Below are 20,571 nucleotides of genomic sequence, written 5' to 3' on the forward strand. Positions count from 1 at the left end.
CTCCAGGTCAGCGACGACGAGGGCCGGGCTCCCAGAGGACCAGCGCCTGGGTGTTGGCCCTGGCGCGGCGTCCACGGGCGACGGTGACGACGTCGCCGTGCGGACCCACGGCGAAGAATCGCGGCTTGGTGGAGTGCCGCTGCGATTCGCGCAGCTCGTGGCGCAGCGCGTCCACCGTCTCTTCGAGCGCCTCCACCCGGTTCTGCAGATCGAGGATCCTGCGGATGCCCTCCAGCGAGACCCCATCCTGGGAGAACTGCTGGATCTGGCGGAGCTGCTCGATGTTGTAGGGAGAGTATCTGCGATGTCGCCCGCCCTGGCGCCGCGGGGTGACCAGACCGATCCGGTCATACTGGCGCAGCGTCTGCGGGTGCATGTCGGCGAGCTCGGCGGCCACGGAGATGACGAACATCGGCGCGTGCCGGTGTTCGGGCTCGAGCATCCGCGAGTCCAGAATCCGGGGGTCACGCATCCGGGGGTCCACCATCACAGCACCGCCTTCGCCTCGAGGCCTTTCCGGGGATCGAGCCCCTTGGTGGCTTCCGCATAGGCCCTCACGGCCTCGACCGCCTCGGCGGAGAGGTCCTTGGGAACCTCCACCTGAACCGTGACCAGCATGTCGCCGGCGACCTCGCGGCCCTTCTCCTTCCGGCGCACGCCATGGCCCTTGAGCCGGAGCACGCGCCCGGAGGTCACTCCGGCAGGAATCTTGATGTTGACCTTCTCGCCGTGGACCGTCGGAACCTGCACCGCGGTGCCCAGCGCCGCCTCGTCGAAGGCCACGGGCAGGTGGATGCGGATGTCGTCGCCCTCGCGCTCGAAGAACCTGTGGCCGGAGACGGCGACCTCGACCAGGAGGTCACCGGCGCCGCCGGAGCCGCGCTGACCCTTGCCCTTCACGCGCACCTTCTGGCCGGTCCGGATCCCCGCGGGGATCCGGACGTCGATGACGCCGCCATCCGGCTCGCGCAGACCCACGGTGGTGCCACGGATGGCCCCACCGAAGGAGATGGTGGTCCGCGCGGTGCGGTCGGCGCCCTTCGCAGGGGCTCCGCCTCCGCCGAAGCGGCCGGAGCCGCCGAACCCGCCGGGTCCCCCGAAGAGGTCCGAGAGGTCGGGGCCGCTGGCGCCGCCGCGGCCGGAGCCGCCGCGCGCACCGCCGGCGCCTCCGTTGAAGAGGTTGCCGAAGAGATCTTCGAAGCCGCCTCCCCCACCGGGGCCCGGGCCGCCCGAGAACCGGGCGCCCGAGCCCATGGCGCGGACGGCGTCGTACTGTTCGCGCTGCTCTTTGTCAGCCAGCACGGAGTGAGCCTCAGCGACGTCCTTGAACTTCTGCTCGGCAGCATCATCACCGGGGTTCTTGTCGGGATGATGCTTCCGGGCGAGCTTTCGGTACGCCTTCTTGACGTCCTCCTCGGAGGCATCGCGGGAGACGCCGAGGATTGCGTAGAAATCTTTATCGATCCAGTCCTGTGAGGCCATGGCGCCTCCCTCCTTTCTGCTGCTTAGAGATTCAGCTCTGCTCGGGCCCGGAAGAGACCATCACCTGGGCCGCCCGGAGCAGGCGGTTCCCGTGGCGATAGCCGGCGCGCAGCACGATGGCCACGTGGTCAGCGGGGATCTCTTCATGGGGCTGAGCCATGATGGCCTCGTGCTGGTTGGGATCGAATGCTTCGCCGATCTCTCCCAACACCTCCAGACCCTGGCTCTGCAGCACCGACTCCAGCCGGGTGGCGATGTGCGCGAAGGGGCCATCCTGTAGATCTCCGGCCTGGCGGGCCGAAGAGATGTCGTCCAGGACCGGCATCAGCTCGGTGATGAGCTGACCCTTGGTCCGGTCGCGCTCGGTCGCCCGGTCGCGCTCCACCCGTCGGCGGTAGTTGATGTACTCGGCCTGAAGCCGCTGCAGGTCAGCCTGCAGCTCGGCCTCGCGCACGCCGTCCTCGGCAGGAGCATCCTCGCGGATGCTGTCCTCGGCCAGGAGCGCCTCCGGGTCCATCGCCATGGCGGCGTCAGCGATCGTCTCCTCCTCCGTGCCACGGAGGAACTCATCAGCCGCCTGGATCCGCTCTTCGGGCTCGGTCTCGACGCCCCCGGTGATGCCGTCCTCAGCGGAGGCCTGAGTGAGCTCGGGCTCCTCGGCCACACGGGGGTCGGCGTCCTCCACGGGGAGGTCCTGCAGAATCTTCTCGGCCTGGGCCAGCGGGTCCTGCACGGGATCCTGCTCGTCGGGCTCTTCGCCGCTGGGAACCTCAGGGTTCTTGTGATCTGCCATGTGTCAGACCCCCTTACTTCTTCTCGGCTTCGTCCTCTTCGTCGACGACCTCTGCGTCGACGATGTCCTCATCCTCGTCCTGCGCGGGCTCGCCGGTGCCATTGGCAGCGGCGTCCGGGGCCTGCGCGTAGAGCGCCTCGCCGATCTTGACCTGGGAGGCCTGGAGCTTCTCGTACGCGGCGTTGACCTCGTCGGCGTTGTCCTCGCCCTCGAGCGCCTTCTTGAGCTCGTCGACGTCGGCCTGGACCTCGGTCTTGACCTCCTCGGGCAGCTTGTCGCCGTTGTCCTTGAGCAGCTTGTCCACGGAGTAGGCGGTGGACTCGGCGGCGTTGCGCTTCTCAGCGGCCTCGCGACGGACCTTGTCCTCCTCAGCGTGAGCCTCGGCGTCGGCGACCATGCGATCGATGTCTTCCTTCTCCAGCGAGGTGCCGCCGGTGATGGTCATCGACTGCTCGGTGCCGGTGCCCTTGTCCTTTGCGGAGACGTGGACGATGCCGTTGGCGTCGATGTCGAAGGTGACCTCGACCTGGGGCACGCCGCGGGGCGCCGGCGCGATGCCGGTCAGCTCGAAGGTGCCCAGTGCCTTGTTGTCCCGGGTGAACTCGCGCTCTCCCTGGAAGACCTGGACCGCCACGGAGGGCTGGTTGTCCTCGGCGGTGGAGAAGACCTCGGAGCGCTTCGACGGGATGGCCGTGTTGCGCTCGATCAGCTTGGTCATCACTCCGCCCTTGGTCTCGATGCCCAGGGACAGCGGGGTGACGTCGATGAGCAGCACATCCTTGCGCTCACCGGCGAGCACGCCTGCCTGCAGGGCTGCGCCGACGGCGACGACCTCGTCCGGGTTGACGCCCTTGTTGGCGTCCTTGCCGGCGAGCTGCTTGACCAGGTCGGCGACTGCGGGCATGCGGGTGGAGCCGCCGACGAGGATCACGTGGTCGATCTCTGCGATCTTGACCCCGGCCTCCTTGATGACGTCGTTGAACGGCTTCTTGGTGCGGTCCAGCAGGTCCGAGGTCATGTCGACGAACTTCGCCCGAGACAGGGTCTCGTTGACGTGCACCGGGACGCCGTCGTTCTGGGTGGCGTAGGGGATGTTGATGTTGGCGCTGGAGGTGGAGGAGAGCTCCTTCTTGGCGCGCTCGGCCTCTTCCTTCAGACGCGGCACGGCGATCTTGTCCTTGGAGAGGTCGACTCCCTCCTTGGCCTTGACCTGCGCGACGAGCCAGTCCATGATCCGCTGGTCCCAGTCGTCGCCGCCGAGGCGGTTGTCACCGGAGGTGGAGCGGACCTGGATGGTGGAGAAGTCATCCTCATCCTTGCCGACCTCGAGCAGGGAGACGTCGAAGGTGCCGCCGCCCAGGTCGAAGACCAGGATGAGCTCGTCTTCCTTGCCCTTGTCCAGGCCGTAGGCGAGTGCCGCGGCGGTGGGCTCGTTGACGATGCGGGAGACCTTCAGACCGGCGATCTCTCCGGCCTCCTTGGTGGCCTGGCGCTCGGCGTCGTTGAAGTACGCCGGCACGGTGATGACGGCTTCGGCCACGTCCTCGCCCAGGTAGGACTCGGCGTCGTGCTTGAGCTTCATCAGGGTGCGGGCGGAGATCTCCTGCGCGGTGTACTTCTTGCCGTCGATCTCGGTGGACCAGTCGGTGCCCATGTGGCGCTTGACCGATGCGATGGTGCGGTCGGGGTTGGACACGGCCTGGCGGCGTGCCACCTCGCCGACGAGGACCTCGCCGGACTTGGAGAATCCGACGACCGAGGGGGTGGTGCGCGCACCCTCGGCGTTGGCGATGACGGTGGGCTCGCCACCTTCGAGAACTGTGACGACCGAGTTGGTGGTTCCGAGGTCGATACCTACTGAGCGGGACATGCGATCTCCTTTCGAGAGCGGTGTTGAGTGAACTGCACTCAAGTCTTGTCCTCGCTCGACGTGGTGTCAAACTGACTTGAGTGCAGGTGACTCAACTTTCTACTCCCGGTCCAACCACAGCCTCACAGATTCCATTCCCGCGTGAGTTCTGCGCCGCCGCAGAGGCAGCCACAAGGTGCTCACATGGCGATGCCGATGTACTTGGTCTCGAGGAACTCCTCGATGCCGGTGTCGCCGCCCTCACGACCGAGTCCCGACTCCTTGATCCCGCCGAACGGGGCCGCGGGGTTCGAGACCGCACCCTGGTTCAGCCCCACCATGCCGGACTCCACGGCCTCGGCGACGCGGATGCCGCGGCGCAGGCTCTCCGTGTAGACGTAGTTGACCAGTCCGTATTCGGTGGAGTTGATCCACTCGACCACCTCGTCCTCGGTATCGAAGGGGGTCAGCGGAGCGACGGGTCCGAAGATCTCCTCCTGACGCATCCGCGCTCCGGCGGGCACGTCGGTGAGCACCGTGGGCGGGTAGAAGTAGCCCTCGCGATCCACCGGGGTGCCCCCGATCAGGACCTTGGCGCCGCCGTCGACCGCGTCGGTGACCAGCTCATCGACCTTGTCCAGCTGCTTGGCGTCGACCAGCGGCCCGACGCGCACACCGTCCTCCACGCCCCGGCCCAGGGGCAGCTTCTCCATCTCTGCGGAGAGCTTCTGCGCGAACTCATCGATGACGGAGCGGTGGACGAAGATCCGGTTCGCGGCGGTGCAGGCCTCGCCGGTGTTGCGCATCTTGGCCAGCAGCGCACCGGCCACGGCCGCGTCGAGGTCAGCGTCCTCGAAGACCACGAAACCTGCGTTTCCGCCGAGCTCCATGGAAGTGCGCAGCACCCGCTCGGAGGCCTGCTCCAGCAGCTTGCGCCCGACTCCGGTGGAGCCGGTGAAGGAGAGCTTGCGCGCGATGCCGGAGCGGATCAGCGGCTCCATCACCTTGCCCGAGGTGGAGGTCACCAGGACATTGACGGCACCTGCGGGAAGGCCTGCCTCGTGCAGGATGTCGGCGAGCGCGAGCATCGACAGCGGGGTGAGCTCGGCAGGCTTGATCACCGAGGTGCAGCCGGCGGCGATGGCCGGACCGAGCTTGCGGGTCCCCATGGCGAGCGGGAAGTTCCAGGGGGTGATCAGGATCGCGGGGCCCACCGGCTGCTTGGTCACCAGGAAGCGGGCGCCGCCGGCGGGGGCGGTCTGGTAGCTGCCGCTGATCCGGGTGGCCTCCTCGGCGAAGTGCCGGAAGAACTCGGCGGCGTAGGCGACCTCGCCGTAGGAGTCGCTCAGCGGCTTGCCCATCTCCAGGGTCATCAGCAGGGCGAGATCATCCTTGCGCTCGTGCATCAGCTCGAACGCGCGCATCAGGATGTTCGCGCGCTCCCGGGGCGGCATCGCGGCGAGTCCGGGCTGCGCGGCCTCGGCGGCCTTCAGCGCGTTCCAGCCGTCCTGCGCGGAGGCGTCGGCCACGGTGCAGAGCAGCCTGCCGGTGGAGGGATCGTTGACATCCAGGGTGGCCCCGCCTTCGGCGTCCACCCATTCACCGCCGATGTAGAGGCGCTTGGGAGCGGCCTCGATCAGGCTGGATTCGCGTTCTGCGGTGATGGTCTGCTCTGCCATGTGTCCTCCTTGAGAGGGTGCGATGGGCGTGACGTGGGCCTTCGCAGGCCAGCCTACGCCGCCGGCGGCACGCGGTCATGCGTTCTGGCTGTACACCGCTGCCATGTGTCGCACCGGGCGGACCACCGGTCCCGCGCCACGGCGCGCCACGGCCTGCGACGTCATATCTGGCAATGCGCCCCGATGACCGTTAGCCTGAACTGCAAGAAGATTGTCAACAATCCGAAAGGTGTTCTCGATGGCGACGCTGTCTCCCCAGTTGAAGCAGGCGACTCCCGTGGTGGCGACCCGGGGTGAGGGCGTGTGGCTCTACGACGAGGCCGGCCAGCCGCATCTGGACTTCACCGCCGGCATCGGGGTCACCAGCACCGGGCACTGCCATCCGCATGTGGTCGCCGCCGCGCAGGCGCAGGTGGGGAGCCTGATCCACGGCCAATACACCACGATCATGCACCAGCCGCTGTTGACTCTCACCGAGCGGCTCTCCGAGGTGCTCCCGGAAGGTCTGGACTCGGTCTTCTTCTCCAACTCGGGATCCGAGGCGGCTGAGGCGGCGCTGCGTCTGGCGCGCCAGGCCACCGGACGGCCGAACATCGTGGTGTTCCAGGGCGGCTTCCACGGACGCACCGTGGCGGCGGCCTCGATGACCACCTCCGGCACCAAGTTCCGGGCAGGGTTCAGCCCGTTGATGTCCGGCGTCGTCGTCGCGCCGTTCCCCAATCCCAGCCACTACCGCAAGTACGGCTGGGACCAGGAGCAGGCCACTGACTTCGCGCTCGATGAGCTGGACCTGCTGCTTCAGACACAGTCCAACCCGGCAGACACCGCGGCGTTCCTGGTCGAGCCGGTGCTGGGTGAGGGCGGCTATGTGCCGGGCAATGAGCGGTTCTTCGCGGGACTTCGCGAACGTGCCGATCGGCACGGAATCCTGGTGATCATCGACGAGGTGCAGACCGGCTTCGGGCGCACCGGAAGGTTCTGGGGGCACGACCACTTCGTGGCGGAGGGCTCGCCGCGACTGCCGGACATCATGATGTTCGCCAAGGGCATCGCCTCGGGGTTCCCGATCTCCGGGATCGCAGCCTCGGCGGAGCTGATGAGCAAGGCATGGCCGGGCTCCCAGGGCGGGACCTATGGCGCGAACGCAGTGGCCTGCGCGGCGGCTGTGGCCACGCTGGAGGTCATCGCACAGGAGGGCCTGGTGGAGAACAGCGCGGCGCGCGGCGAGCAGCTGCGCGCGGGCCTGCGCGAGATCGCCGCCGAGGCGAACGCCCGGGCCGCAGCGGAGCGCATCGCCGAGGTGCGTGGACTGGGCCTGATGGTGGGCAATGAGTTCCGCGATGCGCACGGCGCCCCGGACCCTGCCACCGCGACGGCGGTGCAGCAGGAGGCCGCCCGTCGTGGGCTGCTGCTGCTGATCTGCGGATCCTGGGGCGAGGTGGTCCGCTTCATCCCGGCGCTGGTGGTCTCGGAATCCGAGGTGGACCAGGCGCTGACGCTGTGGTCGGAGGCCGTGGCCGCCGTCGTCACCTGAGACTCAGGCGCGACGGAGGCGGCCCTCCGGCTACCAGACCCGGGAGGTCAGCTGCGGGTACTTCGGTGACATGTCGTCTCCCGAGGAGGTGCGCGTGACGCGTCGCCTGAGCCAGGGGTAGAGATAGTCCTTGGTCCAGGTCAGCTCGCTGATGACGCGTTGAGGCAGTGAACCGAGAGGCGAGTCGTCGACCTCGGGATCCTCGATCTCGTCCTTCTCGCCGAGGACCTTGAGCACCTCCTTGGCCATCATCATGTGCCCGGCGATGCCCAGGTGCATCCGGTCCTCGTCCCAGTAGCGCCAGTCCTGGAACTGCCGCATGTGCCAGAAGTCGACCAGGTCCAGATCGAGGTCTGCGGCGATCTTGCGCACGTGCTCGTTGTAGATGGCGGTCCGGCCGCGGGTGGCCTTGAACAGAGGTGCCTGGCCGGAGTCGAACCCGGTGAACAGCACCACGCGGGCGCCGCTGGAGATGAGCTTCTCCACACCCCAGCGGTAGCGCTCCATGAGTGCGTCGATGTTGACCGTGGGGCGCAGGATGTCATTGCCGCCGGCGTAGACGGTCACCAGGGTGGGGCCCAGACCGATCGCGGGGTCCAGCTGCTCGTCGAGGACCTGCTGGAGCTTTTTGCCGCGCACCGCGAGGTTCGCGTAGCCCCAGGAGGAGTCGTTGGAGATCAGCTGGCCGGCGACCCGGTCGGCCCAGCCGCGCACCCCGTTGGGGCTGGACGGATCGATGTCCGCCACACCCTCGCTGAACGAGTCCCCCAGGGCGACGAAGCGTTTCTGAAATGGACCGTCGAGTTGATCTGATGCGGACATTGAGCCCTCCCGTTCGCATGCGGCTGGCGTACTCTCTGCAGCAACCCTACCGGTGGGCTGGCCAGGACTGAACCTGGCGGGGTCGACGCCACCAGGTGGGACGACGACCTCCAGATGGGCGTCAACCGATCAGCGGTAGAGCGGGTTGGCCCCGCCTGGCTGCTCCGAGGCGGCCACCGGACCCGGAGCCGTACCGGTGCCGAAGGGTGAACCGCCGAGGGCCTCGCGACCGTGCTCGCCCAGCCAGTTCCCCAGGTCCGGTCCGACCGGGACGATCTGGGTCGGGTTGAGGTCCTCGTGGACCTCGTAGTAGTGCCGCTTGATCTGGTCGAAGTCCACCGTGTCCCCGAAGCCCGGAGTCTGGAACAGGTCTCGGGCGTAGGCCCAGAGGTTCGGCATCTCGGTGAGCTTGTTCCGGTTGCACTTGAAGTGCCCGTGATACACCGGGTCGAAGCGGACCAGTGTGGTGAACAGTCGCACATCGGCCTCGGTGATGTGCTCGCCCATCAGATAGCGGCGTTCGGACAGGTGGGACTCGAGCCAGTCCAGTGCGGTGAAGAGCCGATCGTAGGCGTCCTGGTAGGCGCTCTGTGAGCCGGCGAAGCCTGCGCGGTAGACGCCGTTGTTGACCTCGGTGAAGATCCGCTTGATCACCGGCAGCATCTCGTCGAGCTTGTCCTCCGGGAGCAGGTCCGGGGCGCCGGTGCGGTGGTGCTCTCGCCACTGCGTGGAGAGGTCGAAGGTCAGCTGCGGATAGTTGTTGGTGACCACCCCTCCGGTGGGGACATCGACCAGCGCCGGGACGGTGATCCCGCGCGGGTAGTCGGGGAAGCGGGCGAAGTAGTTCTCCTGCAGCCGCTCGGTGCCGAGCACCGGGTCCACCCCGCCCTCGTCGAGGTCGAAGGTCCAGGAGCGCGCGTCATGGGTGGGTCCGGGGGCGCCCAGCGAGATCGCGTCCTCCAGGCCCAGCAGCCGGCGGATGATGATGGAGCGGTGGGCCCAGGGGCAGGCGCGGGCGGCCACGAGCCGGTAGCGGCCCGGTTCGACCGGCCAGGCCTGTCCGCCCTCGGTGAGTCCTGTCAGGCGCGGATCTCCGATGGAGGATGACTCTTCCTGCGGCGCTGACTGGGCGGCCTGCGGATCGGCGACGACACGATCCTCGATGTAGTTGGTGTCGCGGGTGAACTCTCCCCCGGTCACATACGCACCCTTGGTGGAGTGCTCGGTGCCTGCCGTCTTCTGCGGCTCGTGCTGGTGGGATTCGCTGTTCTGGGCCATGGGCTCAGCCTACGCGTCGGCATCGGTAGGCTGAGATCATGTCTCAGGCCAGCCCGGTGCAGCGGATCACCTGCGAGAACCCCTCCCCGATGACGCTGCAGGGGACCAACACCTATGTCCTGGGCGCCGATCTGGCGCAACAGGTGGTGATCATCGATCCCGGGCCGGCCGGTCACCCGGAGCATCTGGCGCAGGTGCGCGCCGTCGTCGGCCCTCGCCGGGTCGCACAGATCCTGGTCACACACCGTCATGCTGACCACACCGGGGCTGCCGCGAGCTTCAGCGAAGCCTTCGCGGCGCCGGTGCGCGGCCACAGCCGGGAGCAGTGCATCGGGCTTCCCGACCAGCCAGCCGCGGCGCTGACCGACGGCGAGATCATCGAGCTGGGCGGTCTGCGGCTGAGCGTGCTGCACACCCCGGGGCACACCTCGGATTCGGTCTGCTTCTGGCTGCATGGAGACGCCGATCGCCATGAACAGGCGATGTTCACCGGAGACACCATTCTGGGCGAGGGCACGACGATGCTCGATCACCCCGACGGGACGCTCACCGACTATCTGCAGAGTCTGAGAAGGCTCAGCGAGCACGCCCGGGCCAGGCTGCTTCCGGCTCATGGTCCGGCTCAGCCCAGTGTGGCCGAGGCGGCTCGGCGCTATCTGGCCCACCGGATCGAGCGCCTGGAGCAGGTCCGTGAGCTGCTGCGCACCGCCGAGAATGACGGAACCTCGCTGGATGCGGCGACCCTGGGAAAGCTGATCTACGGTGAACGCGCCGGGCTTCCGGCCGGGATCACGACCAAGATCGCGGCGGCTCAGCTGCAGCATCTGCAACACCTGGGCGAACGCTGAACGCTAGAACGGCCGCGTCATGTGGTCCGCCTCGGTCCAGCGGATCGACTCCACCGTGATGCCCTCGGCATTGAGATGATCCAGCAGCGCCGAAGCCGCGGAGTTCAACCGGTCGAAGGCGTCGTTCCCGGTGCCGGTCGCCGCCCCTGCGGCGTAGAAGCTCAGCTTCAGCCCGCGGCGGCCCCGCTGGTCGTGGAACTCTCTCTTGGCGACAGAGAGCTGGCCGTCGGTGACTCCCACCAGGGGGCCCTCCTCGACGTCGGCACGGAAGGGGTCCATGAACCCGGTGAGCTCCTCCACCGCGTCGTCCACAGCTATCAGGTCCTCCGCAATGACCTCGGCATGGAGCACCGCCCACTCTTCGACCGCCAAGGGACGCCGCCCCCATGCGGCCCGTTTCTTCCAGCGCAATGATCCTCCTGTTGTGTTCCTGCGGAGGCCAGACGAAGCACGCCGCGTGCAATGCTGACTGCTCCGCACATCTCTGCACTCTAGGATAGCGAGCATGAGCAACCATACGGCCGTCATCACCGGTTCCACCGCCGGCCTCGGCGCAGCGTTCGCGCGCCAGCTGGCTGCACAGGGCTACAACCTCGTCCTGGTCGCCCGCGACGGGAAGCGCCTGCGGATGCAGGCCGAGTCCATGTCCTCCCAATACGGGGTGAGGACCTCGGTCATCGTCGCGGACCTGGTGACCGACGACGGCGTGGCGGCGGTCCAGGAGCGGCTCGCCGACCGAACGAATCCGGTGCACCTGCTGGTGAACAACGCCGGGCACGGGCTGGCCACAGACTTCATCGACTCGGACCTCGACGACGAGCGCAAGCTGCTGCGCCTGCATGTGCAGACCACCATGGAGCTCTCCCACACTGCGGCCAACGCGATGGTGCGTCGCCGCGGCGGGCGGATCATCAATGTGGCCTCGACGGCCGGATACATCTCCACCGGGACCTACTCCGCGGCGAAGTCCTGGGTGATCAACTTCTCCAAGGGGCTGCATTCGCAGCTGCGCTCGCGCGGGGTGACCGTGACCGCGCTCGTGCCCGGCCTGGTGCGCACCGAGTTCCACCAGCGTTCTGGGATCAAGATCAAGTCCGTCAAGCGCTGGATGTGGCTGGACGCCGACGACGTCGTCCGCCAGGCGCTGACTGCCAATGCCCAGGGCGCCTCGACCTGCGTGCCGGCGCGCAGCTACCAGATGCTCACCGCCGGACTGCGCTTCATGCCCGACTCGGTGGTGCAGTGGGCCGTGGACAAGCGCACCGGGTCTCCTGAAAACGGTGAGGACTCAGAGGGCGAGACCGCAGGAGCGAGCGACTTCCGCGCTGCGAATCGCGACTCCTCGGTGAGTGCGGAGTACGGGACCGGTGACGGCACCGCGGAGCCGACCACCGACGCGATCAAGACCGTCAACGCCTATAAGTCGGCGAAGGCCAAGAGCTCCGCCAAGGGCAGCGCCAACCGAGAGTCCCAGCCGCCGAAGGAGTGAGCAGGACCGACCTGCGGTCGGAGCCTCAACCCAGCGGCGTCCTCAGCGCTGACGGGAGCTCAGCGCGATCGGGAGCTCAGCGCGATGAACCAGGCCGAGGCGGCACCTCGCCCGGACGCCGTGTCGCCGCAGCACCGAAGGCCTCCTCCTCCGCATCCTCGACCTCCTCGTTCGCCGACACCTTCCGCGTCGCCGAAACGTCCCGTTCCTGCGGCGCATCAGTCTTCAGCGGGGTGACCGCCGGCGTGGGCGCGGCATCCTCGGGATAGGCGGTGCCGTCGGCGTCGAGCTCATGGCCGTCCTGGCGCTCCTCCTGCCGTTCAAGCCGCTCGCGGTAGGCCTCGGCTCCGGGGCCGGAGAACTCTCGGTTACGCTGCACGGCGGCGATCGAGCCGGTGAAGACCGAAGCCCCCTCCCCCGCCTGGGTCACCGGCTGAGAATCTGCGCCGGGATCGACGACGCCGACCTGCCCGGTGCGCACCGGCGCGGGAGCCTTCGCCAGCGCCTCCTCATTGGTCAGCAGCATCCGCTGGGTGAACACCGCATAGGGGTGCTCGGCGCGCAGGTAGTTCACCAGATCCTCACGGATCAGGCAGCGCAGGTCCCAGAGTTCCCCGGAGTTCCGCGCGGAGACCACGACCCGTGCCTTGATCATGCCGCCCACGGCGTCGGTGACCTGCAGCGAGTAGTCCCTGCCGTCCCAGAGGTCGGCAGAATCGAGCAGCCGCTTCAGCCGGGCCCGCAGCGGATCCATCGGGACGCGCCAGTCGACGTCGAGCTCCACGGTGCCCAGGATGTCGGTGCCCACCCGGGTCCAGTTCTCGAAGGGGGTGGCCACGAAGTAGCTGGAGGGATAGATGAACCTGCGCTCGTCCCAGGACTTGATGACCACGGCGGTGAGCGTGATGTCCTCCACTGTGCCGAAGTTGCCCTCGACCACGACGACGTCTCCTGCGCGGATCGAATCGGTGAAGGCCAGCTGGATGCCGGCGAAGACGTTGGTGAGCACCGACTGCATCGCCAGGCCGACCACCACCGAGGCCACGCCGGCGGAGGCGAGCAGGCCGGCGCCGAGTGCGCGCACCTGCGGGATCATCAACAGGATCGCCGCCACCGCCACGGTGATGATGACCGCGGTGAGGATCCGCCGGATCAGGGAGACCTGGGTGGCCAGACGGCGGCCGCGCCGGTCCTCCACATCCAGCTCACCCTCGGAGTGACCGATGTATTTCGAATAGATCATCGCCTCGGCGATCCGTACGATCCGCAGCGCCCACCAGGCGATCCCGATCACCACGGCGACCAGCAGCACGAAGGAGACCGGCAGGAACCACTCGGCGGCGCGCAGCGTGATGTTCAGCGTGAACCAGGTTCCGATCAGCACCAGGGTGACGAACAGCGGGGTCCTGGTCCGGTTCACCGCATGCTTGACCCCATCGTTGTGCCGGAAGATCTGCTTCAGCAGCATCGAGGACATCACGGTGACCACCAGGGCGATCACCACCGCGATGATCAGGCCGGTGATGATGCCGAAGAACGGGCCCTGTTCGGCGATCAGGGTTTCGAGTCCCTCAGGGACGCTCTCCTCGACGATGTCACCGACCCCTTCGGTGGGCGCCGTCTCCTCGGGAGCGAGATCGGCGGTCTGCGGCACAGCGGGCGCCAGGAAGCTCGACGAGAAATCCATCCGGGAAAAGACCATGGCCAGCATCATGCCACGCCGTTCTGGACGGGCACTGAAACACCGCGGGGCGTCCGGTGTGTGGGCTCTCACGTCACGAAGTGGGCGCAAGGCTGCCGCAATGGAGACAATAGAGGGGTGTTCACCCTCGATCCAGCGGGCGAGCACCCGATCGCCTCACCCCTAGGAGACCCATGCTGACCCTCAAGGATCTGCGCGGCAGCGCGATCGACGCCGCCTCCGTGCTTCCGCGCGCCTCCCAGGACATCTCGACCACCATCGAGGCCGTGGCCCCGATCCTGGAGAATGTGCGGCTGAAAGGTGTCTCCGCACTGCTGGACTACTCCGAGAAGTTCGACGGCGTCCGGCCGCCCTCGCTGCGGGTTCCGGCGGAGAAGCTCCGCGAAGCCGCCGAGGAGCTTCAGCCTGAGGTTCGTGCGGCGCTCGAGGAGCTGATCCTCCGAGCCAGGCAGGTGCACGAGGCCCAGCTGCCGGAGGCCTCGGAGGTCTCACCCGGCCCCGGCGCCCGGGTGATCAACCGCTGGGCCCCGATCCGACGGGTGGGCCTGTATGTGCCCGGCGGTCAGGCGGTCTACCCCTCCTCAGTGGTGATGAACGTCGTTCCGGCGCAGGTGGCCGGGGTGCGATCGCTGGCGATCGCGTCACCCCCGCAGGCGGACTTCGGGGGCCTTCCCCACCCGACTGTCCTCGGTGCGGCGCACCTGCTTGGGATCGAAGAGGTCTACGCCGTCGGCGGCGCCCAGGCCGTGGCGATGTTCGCCTATGGGGCCCGGGACGAGCAGGGCCAGCAGGCCTGCCCTCCGGTCTCGCTGATCACCGGACCCGGGAACATCTTCGTGGCCACGGCCAAGCGCGCGGTCCAGGGGGTGGTGGGCATCGATTCAGAGGCCGGCCCCACCGAGATCATGGTGCTCGCCGATGAGACCGCGCCGGCGGATCTGATCGCGGCGGATCTGATCTCCCAGGCGGAGCATGATGCGCTGGCCGCCGCGGTGCTGGTGACGCCCTCGATGTCCCTCGCCGAGGCTGTGGGAGCCCAGGTCGAGCTGCAGGCGCGCAGCACCCGGCACGCGGATCGGGTCAAGCAGGCGCTCAGCGGCACCCAGTCTGCGGTGCTCGTGGTCGACACGATGGGGCAGGGCGTGGAGATCGCCAACGCATACGGCGCGGAGCACCTCGAGGTGATGACCAGCGATGATGCCGGAATCGTGGAGCAGATCCACAACGCCGGCGCGGTGTTCGTCGGCGCCCACACCCCGGTGTCACTGGGTGACTACTGCGCCGGATCGAACCATGTGCTTCCCACCGGAGGCGCCTCCGCGTACTCCTCCGGGTTGAACGTCTCCAGCTTCCTGCGCTCCCAGCAGGTCATCCAGTACGACCGGGAGGGGCTGCGCGCGGTGGCGGATCACGTCTCGGCATTGGCCCAGGCCGAAGGGCTGCCGGCCCACGGCGACGCCGTCCAGGCCCGGTTTCGCTGACCCGCTGACCCGCCGCCGGCAGCCTTACCGACGACGACGGCGGACGCGACTCTCCCGCGAATGAGGGAGTCGAGCCCGCCGTCGTCCTACTGATGCGTCTTGGTCCTCAACACGGCAGCTCGGGGAGGCGGCACCACTGGTGGCGCCGCTCCCCGAGCTGCCGTGTTGAGTTCTCTACCAGCTCTGAGCGGAACGCTCAGGCCTGGGAGATGTAGCTGGTGTTGACCCAGCCGGTGTAGCTGTCCCCGCCGACCTTGTGCTGGACCTTGAGCCAGGACCCCTCGCGCTGAAGCTGCTTGAGCTCCGTGCCGCGCGGGACCTGCACGAGCTTGTCGCTGGATGTGGAGGCCTCTTCGCGCAGCGGCACGCTGTAGCTCGCAGTCCAGGTCCCTGCGGCCGAGACCGAGGAGACGGTCTTCGCGCTGGGGTGGACCTTGTAGTAGTCGTCCCCGTAGCCGCCCGGGTCACCCTTGAGGCCCAGCTGGGAGGTGCAGTGCGGCCAAGCGTTCCAGCCCTGCTTCTTCCAGAGCATGTGACCCCGCTTGATCTGTTCCGCTCTGGTGGCCTGGTGCGGGAAGCCGGAGCCGCCCACTTCCTTCCAGGATTCAGGGCTGAACTGGATGCCGCCGTAGAAGCCGTTGCCGGTGTTGATCTTCCAGTTTCCACCGGATTCACACTGTGCCAGCTTGTCCCAGGCCGAGCTGTACGGGCCGTTAGAGCTCTTGGTGTGCATGTTCGAGGTCGACGGTGCGGTGGAGGTGCCGCTGCCGGAGGACCCGGTGGTGGAGCCGCCGGTGGTCGAGCCGGAGGTTGCCGGAGCTGAGGTGCTCAGGAACTGCGCCGACATCCAGCCGGTGGCACCGTTGACCTTGACCTCCTGCCAGCCGGTCGTCTTCTTCTCGAGCAGCTCGACCTTCGTCCCGGTGCGCACGGAGAACATCGTGCTGTTCTCGGTGCTCGGGCCCATCCGGACGTTCACCTGGGCCGTGGTGAAGGCGGTCCCGACGACCTTGCTCGTGCTGTTCGTCGAGTTCGCCAGGGTGGGGGTCGAGCTGCTGGAGCCCGTGCTGCTGGACCCGGAGCTGCCGGCGGCACCGGCGTTGATGTAGGTGGAGTCGACCCAGACGGTCTGCCCGCTGAAGACGAAGCTCACCCAGCCGCCGCTGCGCCCGGTGATCTCGAACTGGCGCAGCGGGTTCAGGTTCAGGACCACCTGATGTGAGGTGCCTGGGCCGCTGCGAGCATTCAGGTAGACGTTGGGCTTGACGTGGTAAGTGCCGCTCGCCGAGGTGCTCGAAGACGACCCGCTGTTCGTCGGTGCGCTGGTGTCCGCAGAGGCGGTGACCCGATCCAGGAAGCTCTCCTGCAGCCACAGCGTCTGTGACCCGTCCCGGTAGCTCACCCAGATCCCGTCGCGCCCGGTGATGGACACCTGAGTGCCCGGGTTCAAGACCTTCACGATCGAGCTCGAGGTGCTCGCCCCGCTGCGCGCCCGCAGGCTCACACCACTCTTCACCCGATAGGTGCCACTTGCCGAAACCGTGGTCCCGGTGTTCGCGCTGGTGCTCCCGGTGGGCGCGGATGCGGCGACCTGGGTCAGGTAGGCGGAATGGACCCAGAGTGTGCGGGAACCGTCCTGGAAGCTGACCCACTCACCGTTCTTTCCGGTGATGGTGATCTTCGTGCCCGGCGCGAGGACCTTCGCGCTGGAGCTGGTGGCACTCGCTCCGGTCCGGGCGTTCAGGTTCACGCCGCTCTTGACCTCGAAGGTGCCGCTTGCCGCCGTGGTCGCTGTGGACCCGGTGGTGGAACCGCTTGAAGCGGATGCTGTGACCCGGTCCAGGAAGCTCTCCTGCAGCCACAGGGTCTGTGACCCGTCGCGGTAGCTCACCCAGATCCCGTCGCGCCCGGTGATGTTCACCTGGGTGCCCGGGTTCAGGACCTTCACGATCGAGCTCGAGGTGCTGGCCCCGCTGCGAGCCCGCAGGCTCACACCGCTCTGCACCTGATAGGTGCCGCTGGCAGCGGTGGTGGAAGAAGTGTCCGCACTCGCAGTGACCTGGGTCAGATAGTCCGAGTGCACCCACAGTGTGCGTGAGCCGTCCTGGTAGCTGACCCACTCACCGTTCTTGCCTGTGATGGAGATCGTAGTTCCCGGTGCGAGCACCTGCGCGCTGGAGCTGGTGGCGCTGGGGCCGGTCCGGGCGTTGAGATTGATCCCGCTCTTGACCGCATAGCTGCCGGAGGCTGCCGTGGTGGAAGAAGTGTCCGCACTGCTGGAGCCGGTGCCCGAGCTCGCCGTGGCCTGGGTCAGGAAGCTCTCCATCAGCCACAGGGTCTGTGACCCGTCGCGGTAGCTCACCCAGATCCCGTCGCGCCCGGTGATGGACACCTGGGTGCCCGGGTTCAGGACCTTCACGATCGAGCTCGAGGTGCTGGCCCCGCTGCGCGCCCGCAGGCTCACACCGCTCTGCACCTGATAGGTGCCGCTGGCAGCGGTGGTGGAAGAAGTGTCCGCACTGCTGGAGCCGGCGCCCGAGCTCGCCGTGGCCTGGGTCAGGAAGCTCTCCATCAGCCACAGGGTCTGTGACCCGTCGCGGTAGCTCACCCAGATCCCGTCGCGCCCGGTGATGGACACCTGGGTGCCCGGGTTCAGGACCTTCACGATCGAGCTCGAGGTGCTGGCCCCGCTGCGAGCCCGCAGGCTCACACCGCTCTGCACCTGATAGGTGCCGCTGGCAGCGGTGGTGGAAGAAGTGTCCGCACTCGCAGTGACCTGGGTCAGATAGTCCGAGTGCACCCACAGTGTGCGTGAGCCGTCCTGGTAGCTGACCCACTCACCGTTCTTGCCTGTGATGGAGATCGTAGTTCCCGGTGCGAGCACCTGCGCGCTGGAGCTGGTGGCGCTGGGGCCGGTCCGGGCGTTGAGATTGATCCCGCTCTTGACCGCATAGCTGCCGGAGGCTGCCGTGGTGGAAGAAGTGTCCGCACTGCTGGAGCCGGCGCCCGAGCTCGCCGTGGCCTGGGTCAGGAAGCTCTCCATCAGCCACAGGGTCTGTGACCCGTCGCGGTAGCTCACCCAGATCCCGTCGCGCCCGGTGATGGACACCTGGGTGCCCGGGTTCAGGACCTTCACGATCGAGCTCGAGGTGCTGGCCCCGCTGCGAGCCCGCAGGCTCACACCGCTCTGCACCTGATAGGTGCCGCTGGCAGCGGTGGTGGAAGAAGTGTCCGCACTCGCAGTGACCTGGGTCAGATAGTCCGAGTGCACCCACAGTGTGCGTGAGCCGTCCCGGAAGCTGACCCACTCGTTCTGCTCCCCGGTGACGGTGATCCTCGTGCCCGGTGCGAGCACCTTCACACTGGAGCTGGTGGTGCTGGCACCCGTGCGAGCGTTGAGGTTCACCCCGCTGTTGACCGTGTAGATCCCGGACGAGGTGACAGGTGTCGAGCTTGAGGACTCGGGGCCTGAGCCGGTCCCGTTGTGAGCCTGGGCGAGGAAGCTCTCCATCAGCCACAGCGTCTGTGACCCGTCCCGGTAGCTCACCCAGATCCCGTTGCGCCCGGTGATGGACACCTGGGTGCCCGGGTTCAGGACCTTCACGATCGAGCTCGAGGTGCTGGCCCCGCTGCGCGCCCGCAGACTCACACCGCTCTTCACCCGATAGGTGCCACTGGCCGAAACCGTGTTCGACGCGCTGGCAGAGCTGACCTGATCCAGGAAGCTCTCCTGCAGCCACAGCGTCTGTGACCCGTCCCGGTAGCTCACCCAGATCCCGTTGCGCCCGGTGATGGACACCTGGGTGCCCGGGTTCAGGACCTTCACGATCGAGCTCGAGGTGCTGGCCCCGCTGCGCGCCCGCAGACTCACACCGCTCTTCACCCGATAGGTGCCACTGGCCGAAACCGTGTTCGACGCGCTGGCAGAGCTGACCTGATCCAGGAAGCTCTCCTGCAGCCACAGCGTCTGTGACCCGTCCCGGTAGCTCACCCAGATCCCGTTGCGCCCGGTGATGGACACCTGGGTGCCCGGGTTCAGGACCTTCACGATCGAGCTCGAGGTGCTGGCCCCGCTGCGCGCCCGCAGACTCACACCGCTCTTCACCCGATAGGTGCCACTGGCCGAAACCGTGTTCGACGCGCTGGCAGAGCTGACCTGATCCAGGAAGCTCCCCTGCAGCCACAGCGTCTGCGACCCGTCCCGGTAGCTGAACCAGTCACCGCTCCTGCCCGTCACGCTCACCGTGGTCCCCGGATCGAGCACCTTCACGATCGAGCTCGAGGTGCTCGCCCCGCTGCGCGCCCGAAGACTCACACCGCTCTTCACCTTGTAGGTCCCGCTGGCAGCAACGGTCGGAGCGACGACCTCGTCCAGGAAGTCGCTGTGGGACCAGACCGACTGGCCGTTGCGGGTGAACTTCATCCAGCCGCCGTGGGTTGCGGTGACGGTCACCGTGGTGCCCGAGGTGAGCCCCTGGAGAACCGCGTAGTTGGTACCGGGTCCGCTGCGGCCATTCAGCGCCGCGGTGGTCCGGTACTGGGTGGGCGTGATGGAGGTGCCCTGGGGGACGTTGGCCGCAGGCACAGTGCCGCCTCCGGCCGGGCGGGAGGGCGTCAGTGAAGAGTGCGCCACCCAGCCGATACGACCGTTTGCGTTCACCCGCACCATGCCGTTGCTGGTGTCACCCGGGGCTGCGGTCAGCGTGGCGCCCGCTCCGAGCTGCATGATGACGGAACCGGTGCTGCTCGCGGTGGCGCGCAGCGGAGTTGAGTTCACGGTCCAGTAGTTGCAGGCAGACGGGTTGGTGATGTTCATCACGAATGAGGCGGAGGCGCGCAGGTCGACACCACGCTGTGCGAGCCAGGTCGTCGGATTGTGCGAGGTGCCGTGCATCCAGGCACCCTCCCAGATCTCCAGGTGCAGGTGAGGCCCGGTGGATGCACCCGAGCTTCCCACCCGTGAGATGGTCTGACCCGCCTGCACCGCCTGCCCGACGCGGACATGGGTGTGTGCATCCCACATGTGGAGGTAGGCGCTGTGGAAGGTCCTGCCGTTGATCTGGTGCTGCACGACGACGAAGCCGGTGTTGTACCGGTTGCCGCTGAAGGCGCGCACCACGGTGCCTGCGGCCACAGAGTAGATCGGGCTGCCGTCGGCGGCACCGAGGTCCTGTCCCAAGTGGGCGGTGGAGGCGCCCTGGGTCGGCATGCAGCGCGAGCCGTACGGGGAGGTGTAGGTATAGGAGCGCTGGGCCAGCGGGTACCGGAACTGGGTGGCGTTCTGCGTGGCGGAGATGTCCACCGTGCTCAGTCCGGAGAGATTCGTCGCTGGGGCTTCCACCCCCGCGGTGGGCAGCGCGGCCACATTCATAGGCGCGGTGTCCGCGGCGGCGGCATTCGCGGTCAGTGGCATGGTCAGGCCTACGGCCAGGGTGCCGACAACGGCAGACGAGAGTTTCTTCGGCACAGGTGCTTCCTCACTAGTCGTTCAGAACAGAACGGCTCCATGAACGCCCCGCCAGGCACGAAGGTCGACGACTGGGACCCTCGCGCTCATCGGCTGGGAGACCGTCGAGCCCCCTTGCGGGGTGAGTGAGGACCAGCACGCGAAACA

Annotated in this window: 14 protein-coding genes; 4 read left to right on the top strand and 10 right to left on the bottom strand. The window is 67.7% G+C overall.

The annotated features are described in order from the left end of the window. Nucleotides 1–7: 7 nt before the first annotated feature. From LTI14_RS03245 to LTI14_RS03265, 5 genes are all read right to left on the bottom strand, one after another. Nucleotides 8–442 carry a heat shock protein transcriptional repressor HspR gene (locus tag LTI14_RS03245; RefSeq protein WP_241475829.1) on the bottom strand — a complete coding sequence of 145 codons (435 nt, stop codon included), beginning with the start codon at nt 440–442 and terminating at the stop codon, nt 8–10. Between the two features lie 44 nt (nt 443–486). Beyond that, complete coding sequence (locus tag LTI14_RS03250; protein WP_241475787.1) at nt 487–1,482, bottom strand: DnaJ C-terminal domain-containing protein; 996 nt, start codon at nt 1,480–1,482, stop codon at nt 487–489. Nucleotides 1,483–1,513: 31 nt separating this feature from the next. After that, on the bottom strand, nt 1,514–2,275 hold the full coding sequence (locus LTI14_RS03255) for a nucleotide exchange factor GrpE (RefSeq protein ID WP_241463669.1): 762 nt from the start codon (nt 2,273–2,275) through the stop codon (nt 1,514–1,516). 13 nt (nt 2,276–2,288) lie between these two features. Then, nucleotides 2,289–4,145, bottom strand: a complete 1,857-nt coding sequence (gene dnaK / locus LTI14_RS03260; RefSeq protein ID WP_241470272.1) for a molecular chaperone DnaK — start codon at nt 4,143–4,145, stop codon at nt 2,289–2,291. Between the two features lie 179 nt (nt 4,146–4,324). Further along, nucleotides 4,325–5,803: an NAD-dependent succinate-semialdehyde dehydrogenase gene (locus LTI14_RS03265; protein WP_241470273.1), complete on the bottom strand. Its 1,479-nt coding sequence runs from the start codon at nt 5,801–5,803 to the stop codon at nt 4,325–4,327. 238 nt (nt 5,804–6,041) lie between these two features. On the opposite strand from LTI14_RS03265, the gene LTI14_RS03270 reads away from it, so the two are divergent. Beyond that, nucleotides 6,042–7,337, top strand: coding sequence for an aspartate aminotransferase family protein (locus LTI14_RS03270; RefSeq protein WP_241475788.1), 1,296 nt, complete (start codon nt 6,042–6,044; stop codon nt 7,335–7,337). A 30-nt stretch (nt 7,338–7,367) separates the two neighbouring features. Here LTI14_RS03270 and LTI14_RS03275 read toward each other — a convergent pair whose 3' ends face one another. Both LTI14_RS03275 and LTI14_RS03280 read right to left on the bottom strand, forming a co-directional pair. Further along, the gene (locus LTI14_RS03275; RefSeq protein WP_241463665.1) at nt 7,368–8,159 is read right to left on the bottom strand and encodes an SGNH/GDSL hydrolase family protein; all 792 of its coding nucleotides are present in this window, start codon (nt 8,157–8,159) and stop codon (nt 7,368–7,370) included. A gap of 129 nt (nt 8,160–8,288) precedes the next feature. Further along, entirely contained in the window at nt 8,289–9,437 is a 1,149-nt protein-coding gene (locus LTI14_RS03280) for a glutathione S-transferase family protein (RefSeq protein ID WP_241475789.1), read from the bottom strand. A gap of 38 nt (nt 9,438–9,475) precedes the next feature. Here LTI14_RS03280 and LTI14_RS03285 point away from each other — a divergent pair, with 38 nt between their 5' ends. Further along, nucleotides 9,476–10,285: an MBL fold metallo-hydrolase gene (locus tag LTI14_RS03285; protein WP_241463663.1), complete on the top strand. Its 810-nt coding sequence runs from the start codon at nt 9,476–9,478 to the stop codon at nt 10,283–10,285. 3 nt (nt 10,286–10,288) lie between these two features. Here LTI14_RS03285 and LTI14_RS03290 read toward each other — a convergent pair whose 3' ends face one another. Further along, complete coding sequence (locus LTI14_RS03290) at nt 10,289–10,696, bottom strand: hypothetical protein (protein WP_241463662.1); 408 nt, start codon at nt 10,694–10,696, stop codon at nt 10,289–10,291. Nucleotides 10,697–10,790: 94 nt separating this feature from the next. On the opposite strand from LTI14_RS03290, the gene LTI14_RS03295 reads away from it, so the two are divergent. Then, nucleotides 10,791–11,774: an SDR family NAD(P)-dependent oxidoreductase gene (locus tag LTI14_RS03295; RefSeq protein WP_241475790.1), complete on the top strand. Its 984-nt coding sequence runs from the start codon at nt 10,791–10,793 to the stop codon at nt 11,772–11,774. A 76-nt stretch (nt 11,775–11,850) separates the two neighbouring features. Here LTI14_RS03295 and LTI14_RS03300 read toward each other — a convergent pair whose 3' ends face one another. After that, a complete protein-coding gene (locus tag LTI14_RS03300) occupies nt 11,851–13,461 on the bottom strand; it encodes a mechanosensitive ion channel domain-containing protein (RefSeq protein WP_241475791.1) in 1,611 nt (536 codons plus the stop codon). 188 nt (nt 13,462–13,649) lie between these two features. Between LTI14_RS03300 and hisD the strand changes: the two genes are divergently transcribed. Continuing rightward, nucleotides 13,650–14,957: a histidinol dehydrogenase gene (gene hisD, locus LTI14_RS03305; protein WP_241475792.1), complete on the top strand. Its 1,308-nt coding sequence runs from the start codon at nt 13,650–13,652 to the stop codon at nt 14,955–14,957. A gap of 196 nt (nt 14,958–15,153) precedes the next feature. On the opposite strand, the gene LTI14_RS03320 is transcribed toward hisD, so the two are convergent. Further along, complete coding sequence (locus LTI14_RS03320; protein WP_342357713.1) at nt 15,154–20,424, bottom strand: SH3 domain-containing protein; 5,271 nt, start codon at nt 20,422–20,424, stop codon at nt 15,154–15,156. Nucleotides 20,425–20,571 lie beyond the last annotated feature (147 nt).

Source organism: Nesterenkonia sp. YGD6, assembly GCF_022565895.1.
GTDB lineage: Bacteria > Actinomycetota > Actinomycetes > Actinomycetales > Micrococcaceae > Nesterenkonia.

What these genes read in the sequence shown, in the direction of transcription:
- LTI14_RS03255 (WP_241463669.1), bottom strand. Translation starts at nt 2,275, where the DNA reads ATGGCAGATCACAAGAACCCTGAGGTTCCCAGCGGCGAAGAGCCCGAC.
- LTI14_RS03265 (WP_241470273.1), bottom strand. Translation starts at nt 5,803, where the DNA reads ATGGCAGAGCAGACCATCACCGCAGAACGCGAATCCAGCCTGATCGAG.
- LTI14_RS03275 (WP_241463665.1), bottom strand. Translation starts at nt 8,159, where the DNA reads ATGTCCGCATCAGATCAACTCGACGGTCCATTTCAGAAACGCTTCGTC.
- LTI14_RS03245 (WP_241475829.1), bottom strand. Translation starts at nt 442, where the DNA reads ATGCTCGAGCCCGAACACCGGCACGCGCCGATGTTCGTCATCTCCGTG.
- LTI14_RS03285 (WP_241463663.1), top strand. Translation starts at nt 9,476, where the DNA reads ATGTCTCAGGCCAGCCCGGTGCAGCGGATCACCTGCGAGAACCCCTCC.
- LTI14_RS03300 (WP_241475791.1), bottom strand. Translation starts at nt 13,461, where the DNA reads ATGGATTTCTCGTCGAGCTTCCTGGCGCCCGCTGTGCCGCAGACCGCC.
- LTI14_RS03280 (WP_241475789.1), bottom strand. Translation starts at nt 9,437, where the DNA reads ATGGCCCAGAACAGCGAATCCCACCAGCACGAGCCGCAGAAGACGGCA.
- hisD (WP_241475792.1), top strand. Translation starts at nt 13,650, where the DNA reads ATGCTGACCCTCAAGGATCTGCGCGGCAGCGCGATCGACGCCGCCTCC.
- LTI14_RS03270 (WP_241475788.1), top strand. Translation starts at nt 6,042, where the DNA reads ATGGCGACGCTGTCTCCCCAGTTGAAGCAGGCGACTCCCGTGGTGGCG.
- dnaK (WP_241470272.1), bottom strand. Translation starts at nt 4,145, where the DNA reads ATGTCCCGCTCAGTAGGTATCGACCTCGGAACCACCAACTCGGTCGTC.
- LTI14_RS03250 (WP_241475787.1), bottom strand. Translation starts at nt 1,482, where the DNA reads ATGGCCTCACAGGACTGGATCGATAAAGATTTCTACGCAATCCTCGGC.
- LTI14_RS03295 (WP_241475790.1), top strand. Translation starts at nt 10,791, where the DNA reads ATGAGCAACCATACGGCCGTCATCACCGGTTCCACCGCCGGCCTCGGC.